The organism is Streptomyces sp. NPDC088745, from assembly GCF_044751045.1.
In the GTDB taxonomy this organism is placed as follows: Bacteria; Actinomycetota; Actinomycetes; order Streptomycetales; family Streptomycetaceae; genus Streptomyces; species Streptomyces cremeus.
Map to the genome: position 1 here is coordinate 307,813 of NZ_JBIVLB010000004.1, position 14,137 is coordinate 321,949.

At 73.2% G+C, this 14,137-nt stretch carries 9 protein-coding genes; 6 read left to right on the forward strand and 3 right to left on the reverse strand.

Annotation, left to right across the window (positions count from 1 at the left end):
- The first annotated feature begins 137 nt into the window (after positions 1 to 137).
- From dxs to ACIP93_RS14215, 3 genes are all read left to right on the forward strand, one after another.
- Complete coding sequence (gene dxs / locus ACIP93_RS14205) at positions 138 to 2,063, forward strand: 1-deoxy-D-xylulose-5-phosphate synthase (protein ID WP_401758394.1); 1,926 nt, start codon at positions 138 to 140, stop codon at positions 2,061 to 2,063.
- Between the two features lie 356 nt (positions 2,064 to 2,419).
- Positions 2,420 to 3,859, forward strand: coding sequence for an amino acid permease (locus ACIP93_RS14210; protein ID WP_401758846.1), 1,440 nt, complete (start codon positions 2,420 to 2,422; stop codon positions 3,857 to 3,859).
- 112 nt (positions 3,860 to 3,971) lie between these two features.
- On the forward strand, positions 3,972 to 5,402 hold the full coding sequence (locus ACIP93_RS14215; protein ID WP_401758397.1) for a glycosyltransferase family 39 protein: 1,431 nt from the start codon (positions 3,972 to 3,974) through the stop codon (positions 5,400 to 5,402).
- A gap of 29 nt (positions 5,403 to 5,431) precedes the next feature.
- Here ACIP93_RS14215 and ACIP93_RS14220 read toward each other — a convergent pair whose 3' ends face one another.
- A complete protein-coding gene (locus tag ACIP93_RS14220; RefSeq protein WP_345217640.1) occupies positions 5,432 to 5,836 on the reverse strand; it encodes an NTP pyrophosphohydrolase in 405 nt (134 codons plus the stop codon).
- Between the two features lie 94 nt (positions 5,837 to 5,930).
- Between ACIP93_RS14220 and ACIP93_RS14225 the strand changes: the two genes are divergently transcribed.
- Positions 5,931 to 7,106, forward strand: a complete 1,176-nt coding sequence (locus ACIP93_RS14225; protein ID WP_401758400.1) for a hypothetical protein — start codon at positions 5,931 to 5,933, stop codon at positions 7,104 to 7,106.
- A 121-nt stretch (positions 7,107 to 7,227) separates the two neighbouring features.
- On the opposite strand, the gene ACIP93_RS14230 is transcribed toward ACIP93_RS14225, so the two are convergent.
- Together ACIP93_RS14230 and ACIP93_RS14235 are read right to left on the reverse strand one after the other, a co-directional pair.
- Positions 7,228 to 9,384 (reverse strand): 3-hydroxyacyl-CoA dehydrogenase NAD-binding domain-containing protein, encoded by a 2,157-nt coding sequence (locus ACIP93_RS14230; RefSeq protein ID WP_401758403.1) that lies wholly within the window; start codon positions 9,382 to 9,384, stop codon positions 7,228 to 7,230.
- Complete coding sequence (locus ACIP93_RS14235; RefSeq protein WP_345217646.1) at positions 9,381 to 10,604, reverse strand: acetyl-CoA C-acyltransferase; 1,224 nt, start codon at positions 10,602 to 10,604, stop codon at positions 9,381 to 9,383. Before ACIP93_RS14235 ends, ACIP93_RS14230 begins: the two co-directional genes overlap by 4 nt.
- A 432-nt stretch (positions 10,605 to 11,036) precedes the next feature.
- Here ACIP93_RS14235 and ACIP93_RS14240 point away from each other — a divergent pair, with 432 nt between their 5' ends.
- Together ACIP93_RS14240 and ACIP93_RS14245 are read left to right on the forward strand one after the other, a co-directional pair.
- Positions 11,037 to 12,281, forward strand: coding sequence for an SAM-dependent methyltransferase (locus tag ACIP93_RS14240; protein ID WP_401758406.1), 1,245 nt, complete (start codon positions 11,037 to 11,039; stop codon positions 12,279 to 12,281).
- A gap of 204 nt (positions 12,282 to 12,485) precedes the next feature.
- Complete coding sequence (locus ACIP93_RS14245; protein WP_401758409.1) at positions 12,486 to 14,000, forward strand: glycoside hydrolase family 3 protein; 1,515 nt, start codon at positions 12,486 to 12,488, stop codon at positions 13,998 to 14,000.
- Positions 14,001 to 14,137 lie beyond the last annotated feature (137 nt).

Genomic DNA, 14,137 nt, shown 5'->3' on the forward strand with positions numbered 1-14,137 from the left:
GTTTGTGCGTATGTTGGTCCGTACGGGTGAGGCAGGTCGCACAACCCGCCGATCGCCGCCGCGCGCGGAACATTAGACTCGGCAGATCGGCACGAACGTCCACAGCACAAGCCAGTTCAACCGCAGAGGAGGCACGGGTGGCCTTGCTGACCCGCATCAAGGGACCGCGCGACCTGGACCGGCTGTCCCCGGAGCAGCTCGACCAGCTGGCCGAGGAGATCCGTACCTTCCTCGTCGACGAGGTCTCCAAGACCGGCGGCCACCTGGGCCCGAACCTGGGCGTGGTCGAGCTGACCATCGCGCTGCACCGCGTCTTCGAGTCGCCCAAGGACAAGGTCCTGTGGGACACCGGCCACCAGAGCTACGTGCACAAGCTGCTCACCGGCCGCCAGGACTTCACCCGGCTGAAGATGAAGGGCGGCCTCTCCGGCTACCCGGCGCGCGCCGAGTCCGACCACGACGTGATCGAGAACAGCCACGCCTCCACCGTGCTCGGCTGGGCCGACGGCCTGGCCAAGGCCAACGAGGTGCTCGGCAAGGACGACGCGGTCGTCGCCGTCATCGGCGACGGGGCGCTGACCGGCGGCATGGCCTGGGAGGCGCTGAACAACATCGCCGTCGCCAAGGACCGCCCGCTGGTGATCGTCGTCAACGACAACGAGCGCTCCTACGCGCCCACCATCGGCGGCCTCGCCAACCACCTGGCCACCCTGCGCACCACCGACGGCTACGAGCGCTTCCTGGCCCGCGGCAAGGAGTTCCTGGAGCGCACCCCGGTCGTCGGCAGGCCGCTGTACGAGACCCTGCACGGCGCGAAGAAGGGCCTCAAGGACTTCATCGCCCCGCAGGGCATGTTCGAGGACCTGGGCCTCAAGTACGTCGGCCCGATCGACGGCCACGACATCGAGGCCCTGGAGTCCGCGCTCCAGCGCGCCAAGCGCTTCGGCGGCCCGGTCATCGTGCACTGCCTCACCGAGAAGGGCCGCGGCTACCAGCCCGCCCTCGCCGACGAGGCCGACCGCTTCCACGCCGTCGGCAAGATCCACCCGGACACGGGCCTGCCGATCGCCTCCTCCGGCGTCGACTGGACCTCCGTCTTCGGCGAGGAGATGGTCAAGCTCGGCAAGGAGCGCGAGGACATCGTCGCGATCACCGCGGCCATGCTCCAGCCGGTCGGCCTGGACAAGTTCGCCAAGGCCTTCCCCCACCGCGTCTACGACGTGGGCATCGCCGAACAGCACGGCGCGGTGTCGGCGGCGGGCCTGGCGACCGGCGGCCTGCACCCCGTCTTCGCGGTGTACGCGACCTTCCTCAACCGTGCCTTCGACCAGGTCCTGATGGACGTGGCCCTCCACAAGTGCGGTGTGACCTTCGTACTGGACCGCGCGGGCGTCACCGGAACCGACGGCGCCTCGCACAACGGCATGTGGGACATGTCGATCCTCCAGGTCGTCCCGACCCTGCGGATCGCCGCCCCGCGCGACGCCGACCAGGTCCGCGCCCAACTGCGCGAGGCCGTCCAGGTCGAGGACGCCCCCACCGTGGTCCGCTTCTCCAAGGGCGCGGTCGGCCCGGCGGTCAAGGCGGTCGGCAGGGCCGGCGGCATGGACGTGCTGCGCAGGCCCACCACCGACGTGGACCGCCCGGACGTCCTTCTGGTGTCCATCGGCGCGCTCGCCCCGATGTGCCTGGAGATCGCCGAGCTGCTCGACGCGCAGGGCATCTCCTCCACCGTCGTCGACCCCCGCTGGGTCAAGCCGGTCGACGCGGCGATGGCGCCGCTGGCCGAGCAGCACCGGGTCGTCGTCACCGTCGAGGACAACTCCCGCGCCGGCGGCGTCGGTTCCGCCGTCGCTCAGGCGCTGCGGGACGCGGACGTGGACGTGCCGCTGCGCGACTTCGGCATTCCGCCGGTCTTCCTGGACCACGCCTCCCGCAAGGAGGTGCTGGCCGAGATCGGGCTGACCGCGCCGGACATCGCCCGTCAGGTCACCGGCCTGGTCGCGAAGATCGACGGGCGGCTGGAGCGCGAGGTGACGGCGAAGGCGGCCGTACGCGACTGAGCCGTACGCGACGACTGAGCCGTGTGCGGCTGAGCCGTACGCGACGACTGCCGTACGCCGCATGACCGGGCAGCCCGTTGACGGGGCTCGCGCCGTCTGAGTCCGGGCCGGAGGGAAACCTCCGGCCCGGACTTTTTCGTACATTCGCCCTATCGGGTGAAAACCTGTTCGCGCAGTCGCGAATCCACGCGAATGATCACGATGATTGCGGGTGACCCTCCACTCAGAGGTGGGACGGCCCGAGCGGCGGAGGTGCTGCGGTGAGCACGGAAGACCACAGTTCAACGGGTACATCATCGGCGTCACCGCCTGCGCGGCAGCACGGCGTCTTCCGCACGAAGACCGTCGAGCAGTCCATCCGGGACACCGAGGAGCCGGAGCACGCCCTCAAGAAGTCCCTCTCCGCCCTGGACCTCACCGTCTTCGGCGTCGGCGTCATCATCGGCACCGGCATCTTCGTCCTCACCGGCAAGATCGCGAAGGAGACGGCCGGCCCCTCGGTCGCCCTCGCCTTCGTCGTCGCGGGCGTGGTCTGCGGGCTGGCCGCCCTCTGCTACGCCGAGTTCGCCTCGACCGTGCCGGTCGCGGGATCGGCGTACACCTTCTCCTACGCCTCCCTCGGTGAGCTGCCCGCCTGGATCATCGGCTGGGACCTGGTCCTGGAGCTGGCGCTGGGCTGTGCGGTGGTGGCCGTCGGCTGGTCCGGTTACATGCGTTCGCTTCTCGACACGGCGGGCGTCCACCTCCCGGACTTCCTCTCCGGGACCCACGACGGAAAGTTCGGCTTCGACCTGCTGGCCTGCATCCTGGTGCTGGTCATCACCGCGATCCTGGTCGCCGGAATGAAGCTCTCCTCCCGCGTGACCGGCGTCGTCGTCGCCATCAAGGTGACCGTCGTCCTGCTGGTCATCATCGTCGGCGCCTTCTTCGTCACCGGCGCCAACTACCAGCCCTTCGTCCCGCCGTCCAAGGCCACCGAGGGCGGCGAGGGCTTGACCGCCCCGCTGGTCCAACTGATCTTCGGCTTCACCCCGACCAGCTTCGGCGTCATGGGCGTCTTCACCGCCGCGGCCGTCGTCTTCTTCGCCTTCATCGGCTTCGACATCGTCGCCACGGCCGCCGAGGAGACCAAACTCCCGCAGCGCGACGTCCCGCGCGGCATCCTCGGCTCCCTCATCATCTGCACGCTGCTGTACGTGGCGGTCTCCGTCGTCGTCACCGGCATGCAGAAGTACAGCGACCTCTCCACGGACGCACCGCTCGCCGACGCCTTCAAATCCGTCGGCCACCCCTTCTGGGCAGGCCTGATCAGCTTCGGCGCCGCGGTCGGACTGACCTCCGTCTGCATGATCCTGCTCCTCGGCCAGTCCCGGGTCTTCTTCGCGATGAGCCGCGACGGACTGCTCCCGAGGGCCTTCTCGCAGGTCCACCCGAAGTTCGGCACCCCGTACCGCTCCACCATCCTGCTCGGCGTGCTGGTCGCCGTCGTCGCGGGCTTCACCTCCATCGACGAGCTCGCCGAACTGGTCAACATCGGCACGCTCTTCGCCTTCGTCGTGGTCGCGCTGGGCGTCGTCATCCTGCGCCGCAAGCGCCCCGACCTGCCCCGGTCCTTCAAGACCCCGCTGGTGCCGCTGATCCCCGCCCTGTCGGTCCTGGCCTCGCTGTGGCTGATGCTGAACCTGCCGGCGGAGACCTGGCTGCGGTTCGGGGTGTGGATGCTGATCGGGATCGCGGTGTACTTCCTGTACGGGAAGCGGAACAGCAAACTGGGCAAGGGCACGCTGCCCGGGTAACCCGGCGCGAGCAGCCCCCCGGCCCCGCCCGACGCGCCGTTCCCCGCCCCCGGCCGGGACGCCCCGGCACCCTCCCGGGCGTCCCGCTCCCGGGGGCGGATAACTTGGGCCCATGCTCGCCGAGCCCGCGACCGCGCCCGCACCCCCGACCCCGCACACCTACTGGTGGAGGCTCCTTCCGGCGCTCCTCCTCCTCGCGGCGCTCACCCGCATCCCCTCCTTCCGTCACCCCCTCTGGAACCCCGACGAGGGCTTCCTCGCGGTGCAGGCGGGCCGGCTCGCCGCCGGAGGAGTCCTGTACGACACCGTCGTCGACCGCAAGCCCCCCCTCGTCCCCTGGCTGTACCAAGCCGCCCTCGGCCTCTTCGGCGACCGTTCCCTCCTCCCGCTCAAGGTCCTCGCGATCCTGGCCCTGTTCGCGACCGCCGCCCTCCTCGCCTCCCTGGCCCGCCGCAGGTGGGGCGACCGCGCGGGGGCGGTGGCGGGCACCGCCTTCCTGCTGGTCTCCGTCGGGCTGCACCCCGAGGACACCCAGGCCGCCTCCTTCGGCCTCTTCACGCTGCCCTTCACCGCGCTCGCCGTGTGGTGCGCCGACCGCCGCCTCTGGGTCTGGGCCGGCGCGGCCACCGCCGGGGCGTTCCTGGCCAAGCAGACCGGCGGCGCGGTGCTCCTCCCGGTGCTCTGGCTCGCCTGGGGCGCGTCACGGCGGGCACGGGCCCTGACCCGCGCCCTCGCCGGTTTCGTCGTGCCCGTCGCCGCCGTGGCCCTCCTCACCGGCCCCTCGCGCTTCCTCTTCTGGGTGGTCACGGGTTCCGGTTCGTACGCGGACCTGACCGGGTCGGGGCTGCACGCGCTCGGCCGGGGCCTCGGCAACGCGGGCATCCTGGCCGCCGCCTGTCTCGGCCTGCTGGTCCCGCTGGTACGCCGGTGGCGGGCACCCGGCGCGGACCTGTGGCTGTGGCTCGCGGCGTCCGCCGTCGCCGTCATGACCGGATTCCACTTCTTCGGCCACTACTACCTCCAACTGATGCCGCCGCTCGCCCTGCTCGGCACGGCGGCCCTGCGGACCCTGCCCCGCCGCTGGACCACCGGCGCGCTGACCGCGCTCGCCTGCGCCTGCGCGGCCTTCCTGGCCTGGGGTCTCCTCGCCCCCCGGCCCGAACTCGCGCACGCCCAACGCCTCGCCGACGCCGTCCGTTCCCGTACGTCGGCCGCGGACCCCGTACTGATCTGGGGCATGCACCCCGAGACGTACTGGCTGGCCGACCGCGCCCCCGCGAGCCGCTACCTGACCGCGGGCCTGCTGACGAACTTCAGCGGCGGCCGCGACGGCTCACTGGTGGGGGAGCGGTACGGCGTCGAGGGGAGCTGGCCCGTCCTGCGCCGCGAACTCGCCGAGCGGCGCCCGCCCCTGATCGTCGACGACTCCCGCGGCAAGCCGTACGGCCCGGACCGGATGCCGACGCTCCGGTCGATCCTGGCCGAGGAGTACGTACGGGTGGCGACGGTGGACGGGGCGGTCCTGTACGCCCGCGCCCGCTGACCGCGGGCGCCCGCCCGAGCAGGGTGCGCTCAGCCCCGTACGGTACGGGGCCCCACGCACTCCGCGCCGTACGCCTCGACCCGGCGCCGCAGCTCGCGGTCGGCGGTGACCACGACGCAGTCCCGCCCGGCGGGCTCACGCGTGGCCACGACCTCGACGATGCGGTCGTCGCCGCTGCCGGCGGCCGCCACGACCCGCACCCCGGGCACCGACTCCACCTTCCTGGCCGCGCCCTCGACCACGAGCACGACCTCGACCGGCCCCGGCCGCCCGGCGACGCCTCCCGCCGCGTACACCGGCAGGCGGTCCCGCAGACGCTCGGCGGCTCCGTGCCGGTCCTTCCACCACCCGTCGGGGACGGACCCCACGACGTTGGCCGCGTCGACGACGAGCAGCGGCAGCGGGGCGGGGGACGCGGGCGGGGTGGAGGTCATGGGCCCAGCGTCCCACGGCGGGAAGTGCCGGACCGGCCGCCTATCCTTGGTTCGAATAATTGAACGGACGGCGGGGAAGGCAGGGCGGGCGACGATGGGGCTGGAGAGCGCGGAGGGGGCCGGGAGACCGGCGTCCGGCCCGGTGGCGGGGCGGAGCTGGCTGCTGAGCGGCAAGGACGGCAGGCTCACCGCGTACGCGGTGGCGGCGGACGGCGCGCTGCTGCGCTGGACCGAGACCCGGCCCGGCGGTCCTGACTGGCGGGGCCCGGAGGTCTTCGCGGCACCGGACACGGAGGGCCTGGCCGTGGCGCAGGGCCCGGACGGCTTCGTGCACGTGGTGGGGCGGCGACGGCTCGCGAACGGCTCCGTGGAGTACGTGCACGCGACGCAGTACCAGTCGGGCCGCCCGCTGGCCGCGTGGTACTCGCTCGGCAGCCATCCGTACGAGGACCCGGCCCGGGTGGCCCGAATGGGCCTGCCCGCGGTCGCGGTCGGCGCGGCGGGCGCGGTGCACGTGTTCGTACGGAACGGCTTCGGCGGCGTCCTCATGCGGCGGCAGGCGGCGAACGGCAAGTGGGAGGGCTGGCGGGACCTGAAGGGGGCCGGCTGCGAGATCCCGCTGACCGCGACCCCGACCGCGTCCGGCCGGGTGGACCTGCTGGCGGTGACCACGAAGAACACCATCCTGCACTGGACCCAGCCCGCCCCGGGCGCCGCGTTCTCCGCGCCGGTCCCGCTGCCCTTCACCGCGTCGCCGGGCACGTTGACCGGCCTGGAGACGACGGAGGACGAGCTCACGTACTACGCGCTCACGCCCCCGCGCTCCGGGACGGACGCCGAAACGGAGCCCGGTACGGCGACGGACGCCAGCACGGAGTCCGGCACGGCGAGCGGGCGGCCCCCGGCGACGGCCTTCTCCGCCCACCACCCGGGCCGTCCCGCGGCCCTCCTGCACTGCAGCGAGCCCGCCACCGCCCCCGCCGCACCGCTCGCGGTCCTGCGCACGCCCCTCGACGGCCACGACTGCACGGTCCTGGCCCACCGCGCCGCCGACGGCCGCCCGGCCGTGGCCGCCTGCCGCACCCTCGCGGAGGACGAGGGCCTGTGGTGGACCCCGACGGGCCCGGAGTGCGTGGGCCCGCCCGCCCTGGCCGTGGACGCGGCGGGCCGGGTGGTCGTCTCCGCGATCGCCCCGGACGGCAGCCTGCACATCGCCCGTCGGCGCACCGACGAGAAGGGCCTGTCCCTGGCGGCCTGGACGCGCGTCTGACCCGTCCGCGCGAAGAGGGGCGGCTGCCTCCCGTTCCGGGGCCTGCCGGTCACGGCGAACGGTCATGACGAAGGGGCCGTGCGGAAACCAGCTCCGCACGGCCCCACGGCACTTCAGCGCACTACACGGGCACGCTCGCCACGCCCGGCGCCAGGAACTTCCTGCCGGTCGCGCGCTCCGCGTAGCCCTCGCGGTCCAGGTACGGCGTGATGCCGCCCAGGTGGAAGGGCCAGCCGGCGCCCGTGATCAGGCACAGGTCGATGTCCTGCGGCTCGGCGACGACGCCCTCGGCGAGCATCAGGCCGATCTCCTCGGCGACGGCGAGCATCACGCGGTCGCGGACCTGCTCCTCGGTGAGGACGGTGTCGCCCTGCTTCAGGAGGGCGGCGACCTCGGGGTCCAGGACCGGGGCGCCCGAGTCGTGGACGTAGAAGCCGCGCTTGCCGGCCTTGACCACGGCGGCCAGGTTCGGGGAGACCGTGAAGCGGTCCGGGAAGGCGCGGTGGAGCGTCTCCGAGACGTGCAGGCCGATGGCCGGGCCGACCAGCTCCAGCAGGACCAGCGGCGACATCGGCAGGCCGAGGGGCTCGACGCCCTTCTCGGCGACGGCGACCGGGGTGCCCTCGTCGATGACGTTCTGGATCTCGCCCATGAAGCGGGTCAGGATGCGGTTGACCACGAAGGCCGGGGCGTCCTTGACCAGGACGGCGGTCTTCTTCAGCTTGCGGGCCACGCCGAAGGCGGTGGCCAGCGACGCGTCGTCCGTCTGCTCGCCGCGGACGATCTCCAGCAGGGGGAGGATCGCGACCGGGTTGAAGAAGTGGAAGCCGACGACCCGCTCGGGGTGCCGGAGCTTCGAGGCCATCTCCGAGATGGAGAGGGAGGAGGTGTTGGTGGCCAGGATCGCGTGGGCGGGGGCGACCGCCTCCACCTCGGCGAACACCTGCTGCTTGACCGACATCTCCTCGAAGACCGCTTCGATGACGAAGTCGGCGTCGGCGAAGCCGTCGGCCTTGTCCAGGACGCCGGTGACCAGGGCCTTGAGGCGGTTGGCCTTGTCCTGGTTGATGCGGCCCTTGCCGCGCAGCTTCTCGATCTCGGTGTGGACGTAGCCCACGCCCTTGTCGATGCGCTCCTGGTCGATGTCGGTCAGCACGACCGGCACTTCGAGGCGGCGCAGGAAGAGCAGCGCGAGCTGCGAGGCCATCAGGCCCGCGCCGACGACGCCGACCTTGGTGACCGGGCGGGCCAGGTTCTTGTCCGGGGCGCCGGCCGGGCGCTTGGCGCGCTTCTGGACCAGGTTGAAGGCGTAGATGCCGGAGCGGAGCTCGCCGCCCATGATCAGGTCCGCGAGGGCCTGGTCCTCGGCGTCGAAGCCGGCCGAGAGGTCGCCGGACTTGGCGGCGGCGATGATGTCCAGCGCGCGGTAGGCGGCCGGGGCCGCGCCGTGCACCTTGGAGTCCGCGATGAAGCGGCCGCGGGCGACCGCCGCGTCCCAGGCCTCGCCGCGGTCGATCTCCGGGCGCTGGACCTGGAGTTCGCCGCGCAGGACCGCGGAGGTCCACAGCAGCGACTGCTCCAGGAAGTCGGCGCCCTCGAAGATCGCGTCGGCGATGCCGAGCTCGAAGACCTGACCGCCCTTGAGCTGGCGGTTCTGGTTGAGGGAGTTCTCGATGATGACCGAGACGGCCTTGTCGGCGCCGATCAGGTTGGGGAGCAGCGCGCAGCCGCCCCAGCCCGGGACCAGGCCGAGGAAGACCTCGGGCAGCGAGAAGGCCGCGATCGAGGTGGAGACCGTACGGTACGAGCAGTGCAGGCCGACCTCGACGCCGCCGCCCATCGCCGCACCGTTGTAGTACGCGAAGGTCGGGACGGCGAGGTGCGAGAGGCGGCGGAACACGTCGTGGCCGCCCTTGCCGATGGCGAGCGCGTCCTCGTGGCGGCCGAGCAGCTCGACGCCCTTCAGGTCCGCGCCGACGGCGAAGATGAACGGCTTGCCGGTGATGCCGATGCCGACGATCGTGCCCTCGGCGGCCTCCTTCTCGACCTGGTCGATGGCGAGGTTCAGGTTCGCCAGGGACTGCGGTCCGAAAGTGGTCGGCTTGGTGTGGTCCAGCCCGTTGTCCAGGGTGATCAGCGCGAAGTTGCCCCCCGCGGCGGAGCCGCTGTTGGACCACGTGCCCGGGAGTTCGAGGTGGCGTACGTGCGCCTGCGTGACGACCTCGTCCGGGAACAGCTCGGCCGCGCCCTTCAGGAGCTCGGCGGTGGTGGTGCTCACTTGTCGTCGCCTCCGTTGAAGTGCGGGTTCTCCCAGATGACCGTGCCGCCCATGCCGAAGCCGACGCACATGCTCGTCAGGCCGTAGCGGACGTGCGGCTGGTCCTCGAACTGCCGGGCGAGCTGCGTCATCAGACGCACGCCGGAGGAGGCCAGCGGGTGACCGAAGGCGATCGCGCCGCCGTACTGGTTCACGCGCGGGTCGTTCTCGGGGATGCCGAAGTGGTCCAGCATGGCCAGCACCTGCACGGCGAAGGCCTCGTTGATCTCGAACAGGCCGATGTCCTCGATCGACAGGCCCGCCTTGGCGAGGGCCTTCTCGGTCGCCGGGACCGGGCCGATGCCCATGACCTCGGGCTCGACGCCCGCGAAGGCGTACGACACCAGGCGCATCTTGACCGGGAGGCCCAGCTCGCGGGCGACGTCCTCGGCGGCGATGAGGGAGGCGGTGGCGCCGTCGTTCAGGCCCGCCGCGTTGCCCGCGGTGACCCGGCCGTGCGGGCGGAAGGGGGTCTTGAGGTGGGCGAGCGACTCCAGCGTGGTGCCGGGGCGCATCGGCTCGTCGGCGGTGGCCAGGCCCCAGCCCGTCTCACCCGCCTCGGCGTTCGTGCGGCGCACCGACACGGGGACCAGGTCGGCCTGGATCTTGCCGTCGGCGTACGCCTTCGCGGCCTTCTCCTGCGAGCGCACCGCGTACTCGTCCGCGCGCTGCTTGGAGATGCCCGGGAAGCGGTCGTGCAGGTTCTCGGCGGTCATGCCCATGAAGAGGGCGGACTCGTCGACCAGCTTGTCGGAGACGAAGCGCGGGTTGGGGTCCACGCCCTCGCCCATGGGGTGGCGGCCCATGTGCTCGACGCCGCCGGCCAGGGCGATGTCGTACGCGCCGAAGGCCACGCCGCCCGCCACGGACGTCACGGCGGTCATCGCGCCGGCGCACATGCGGTCGATCGAGAAGCCGGGGACGGAGGTCGGGAGCCCCGCCAGGATTCCGGCGGTACGGCCCAGGGTCAGGCCCTGGTCGCCGATCTGGGTGGTCGCGGCGATGGCGACCTCGTCGACGCGCGCGGGGTCGAGGTCCGGGTTGCGGCGCAGCAGCTCCCGGATCGCCTTCACGACCAGGTCGTCGGCCCGGGTCTCGTGGTAGATGCCCTTCGGGCCCGCCTTGCCGAACGGGGTGCGGACGCCGTCGACGAAGACGACGTCCCTGACGGTACGAGGCACGATTGGCTCTCCTCCGGGGTGCGGGGTGGTGCTGCTGCCGGTATGCGGGTACGCCGAGGTGGGCGGGCCCGTACAAGGTCATGCTACTTGCGGGTAACCATGCTGCCCAGTCCCCACGGCCCAAGCGGCGAAGGTCACACTCCGCGTCGGCGGACATCGGGTGCCGGGGGTGGCGGAAAGTCGCCGGTGCGCCGGTGGCGGCGGGGTGCGGGCGGCGGTGGCCCGGCCCGCGCGGGAGGGTTCCGACTCGGCTCACCCGTACGGGATTCAGGGCCTTTCGGTTCCCTTTCGCGGCCGGAAAATTGGTCTGGACCATACTGCTCGGTAGCGCTTAGGCTCGCCACCAGATCGCCCGTTCTGGACGTGCGATACCGCTTTGACCTGCCGTTTTCTGCTGTGCTGTGCCGATCGACGGGATAGACCGTGCATGACGTGCTCCCTGTAATGGACTTAGTGGTGGTACTGCGGGCCGAGGACGCCGTCCTCGACTTCCTCTCCGTGACCCGGGGTTCCGCTTCGGCGGACCAGGAGGCCGGGGAACACTCCGGCCGGGCGGCTCCGGACCCCGTGGAAGGGTCGCGCGGCGGGACGGTGCGGGTGCTGTGCTGCGACACGCGGCAGTGGATCGACCTGGCGCCCGGCGACTCCCTCGCCGACCGGCTCGCCGCCCTCGCCCCGCACGTAAGGGCCCCCGACGCGCCCTGCGACCCGCCCGGCCCCGAAGCGCTCTCCCGGCTGCTGCGCGAAGCCGCCGAGGGCCGGGCCGCCCGGGTCTGGACCCACTCGCCCGCCGACAACCGCCGCGGCCGCGGCCGGATCGGACGCGACGTGGCCGCGGGCGACCACGGACTGCCGGTGCGGCACGCGGTCGGCTACTCCCCGTACCTCCAGTTCGTCAGTGACGAGGACCGTCCGCTGGACCGCGCCCTGGTCGCCGCGAAACTCGACTTCGTCAACCGGCACTGCGCACCGCTGCTCAGCACCGACTCACCCGAGTTCGTGGTCTACACCGCGCGGGTCCCGGCCGCCGAACGCTTCTTCACCACGGAAGGGGCCCGCGAGCGCGAGGGGCTCTTCGCCCTGCTCGCCAGTCTCGACGACGAGGCCGCCACCGTCGCCGACCCGTGGGAGTTCGAGACCTCCGCCTACGAGAGGTCCCGGCTCGAAGCCACCACCCTGTGGGTCGCCGGGCACCGGGCCCCCGCCGAGGGGCCGCTCGTCGAGGTCGGCGCGTGCGAAGGCGCCCTCACCGCACGGCTCGCCGCCAAGGGCTACGAGATCGACGCCACCGAACCCAACGCGCTCTTCCGCGACCGGCTCGCCGGACGCCCGGAGACCGGCTACGACATCGTTCGCGTGCACGGCGACGCCCTCGAAGCGCTGGCGGCGACGCGCAGGCTGCCGGGGACGGCGTACCTCCTGATCGAGATGCTCTACTACGGGCAGGACCTCGACCTCCTCGACGGCCTCCCCACCGATCTCGTACTCCTCGCCCTGGAGCCCGCCGCACTGGCCGAACGGGTCCGCCCGTGGCTCGCCGGAAGCACCCGCTGGACCCAGGTGGACGAGACCGTGCTCGTCGCCCCCGCCCTGGAGCCGGTGTGCGGCGGCCGGGCCTACCTGAGCAAGCGCGGCAGCACGGGAATCGCACTGCGCCGGAACGCCACCGCACGCTGAACCAGGGCCCCGCACCGCCCCCTCCCGTCGGGCGGACCGCCCCGCCGCGCCCTCCCGTCGGGCGGACCGCCCCGCCGCGCCCTCCCGTCGGGCGGACCGCGCCGCCGCGCCCGCCCATGTGCCCCGTGCGCGCGCCCGCCGCGCCGCCGCGCGTACGCCGGGGCCGGGCGTCCCCGCACTCCTCCCTCCCGAAGGTGACCCGTCATGACCCGCCATGCCCTCGTCCCCCTGGTGAACGCCTGCCTCCTCCCCGCCTACGACGGCCGCACCCCGCCCGACTGGGTCAAGCACGCCCTCGACCAGGGCCTCGCCGGGGTCGGCCTCTTCGGCACCAACCTCCTCCCTCCGGGCGGCCCCCTCCGCGAGGACATCGTCGACCCCCTGCGCGCCGTACGCCCCGACGCCCTGATCGCCCTCGACGAGGAGGGCGGCGACGTCACCCGCGTCGACTACCACCGGGGCAGCGTCTACCCCGGCAACCACGCCCTGGGCGCCGTGGACGACCCCGCCCTGACCCGCCGGGTCGCCGAGGCCGTCGCCGACGACCTCCTCGAAACCGGCGTCAACCTCTGCCTGGGCCCGTGCGCGGACGTCAACTCCCGCCCCGGCAACCCGATCATCGGCGTACGGTCCTTCGGCGCGTCCCCCGACCTGGTCGCCCGGCACACCCGTGCCTTCGTGGCCGGCCTCCAGGGGCGCGGCGTGGCCGCCACCCTCAAGCACTTCCCCGGCCACGGCGACACCGGCACGGACTCCCACTCCTGGCTGCCGGACATACCCCGCTCGCTCGACGAGCTCCGCGCCCTCGAACTGCCGCCCTTCGTCGAAGGGTTCGACGCGGGGGCCAAGGCCGTGATGACGGGACACATCCGCGTCCCCCAGGTGGACGGTCTGCCCGCCACCCTGAGCCGCCGCGTGGTCACCGGTCTGCTGCGCGAGGAGCTCGGGTACGACGGCGTCGTGATCAGCGACGCGCTGGAGATGGCCCCCATCCTCGACCGCTGGGGCTTCGGCGGGGCGGCCGTCCTCGCCTGGGCGGCGGGCGTCGACCTGGTCCTGCTCGGCGCCACCGACGGCGAGAAGATCCTTCCCGAGGTGCACGCGGCGGTGGAACGGGCCCTGGAGACGGGCGAGCTGACGACCGACCGCCTGGAGGAGGCAGCCGCCCGGATCGCCGCACTGCGGGCCTGGGCCGCCCCCCGCGCCACCGCCGAGGCCCCCACGCCCGCCGCCACCGCCCCCGGCACTGCCGGTGTCGGCCTGGTCGCGGCCCGCAGGGCGCTGGCCGGTGCGGCGCTCCCCGTGCTCCCCGTGGCCGCCCCCGTCCACGTCCTGCGGCTGGCCGTGGGGGCCAACCTGGCGGTGGGCGAAGCGCCCTGGGGCCTCGCGCGGAGCCTGGAGCGCCTCGGCGCCCTGGGCTCCGCCACCGACGTCGAGCCCGGCACCGACCCGCACCGGATCGGGCTGCCCGACGGTGACGACGCCGGTGCGCCGGTCGTCGTGGTCGTCCGGGACGCCGTGCGCGACCCCTGGCAGCAGGAGACGCTGGCCGCTCTCCGCGCCAGGCGCCCCGGTCTGCTGACCGTCGAGATGGGCCTGACGCCCGTGCCCCTGCCGGACGCGCCGACGCTGCTGACCCGTGGCGCGGGACTCGCCAACGCCGTGGCGGCCGCCGAACTGCTGACCGGTCGCCGCTGGACGGGCCCCCTGCGGGCCTGACCGTGCGCCCCGGGCCGCGTCCGCGCGCCCGTGCGGGTGGCCTCCGCACGTCTGTGCGAGCGGGCGGGCCGCCGAGTCCGCTCCGGCCGCCGCGCACTCCGGCCCCACGGGCGCGCCCCGCACGGCCCCGCGTCCCG

Bases quoted from the DNA above. Each gene is read 5' to 3' on its own strand.
- ACIP93_RS14220 (WP_345217640.1), bottom strand. From the start codon at position 5,836: ATGACCTCCACCCCGCCCGCGTCCCCCGCCCCGCTGCCGCTGCTCGTC.
- ACIP93_RS14215 (WP_401758397.1), top strand. From the start codon at position 3,972: ATGCTCGCCGAGCCCGCGACCGCGCCCGCACCCCCGACCCCGCACACC.
- ACIP93_RS14245 (WP_401758409.1), top strand. From the start codon at position 12,486: ATGACCCGCCATGCCCTCGTCCCCCTGGTGAACGCCTGCCTCCTCCCC.
- ACIP93_RS14225 (WP_401758400.1), top strand. From the start codon at position 5,931: ATGGGGCTGGAGAGCGCGGAGGGGGCCGGGAGACCGGCGTCCGGCCCG.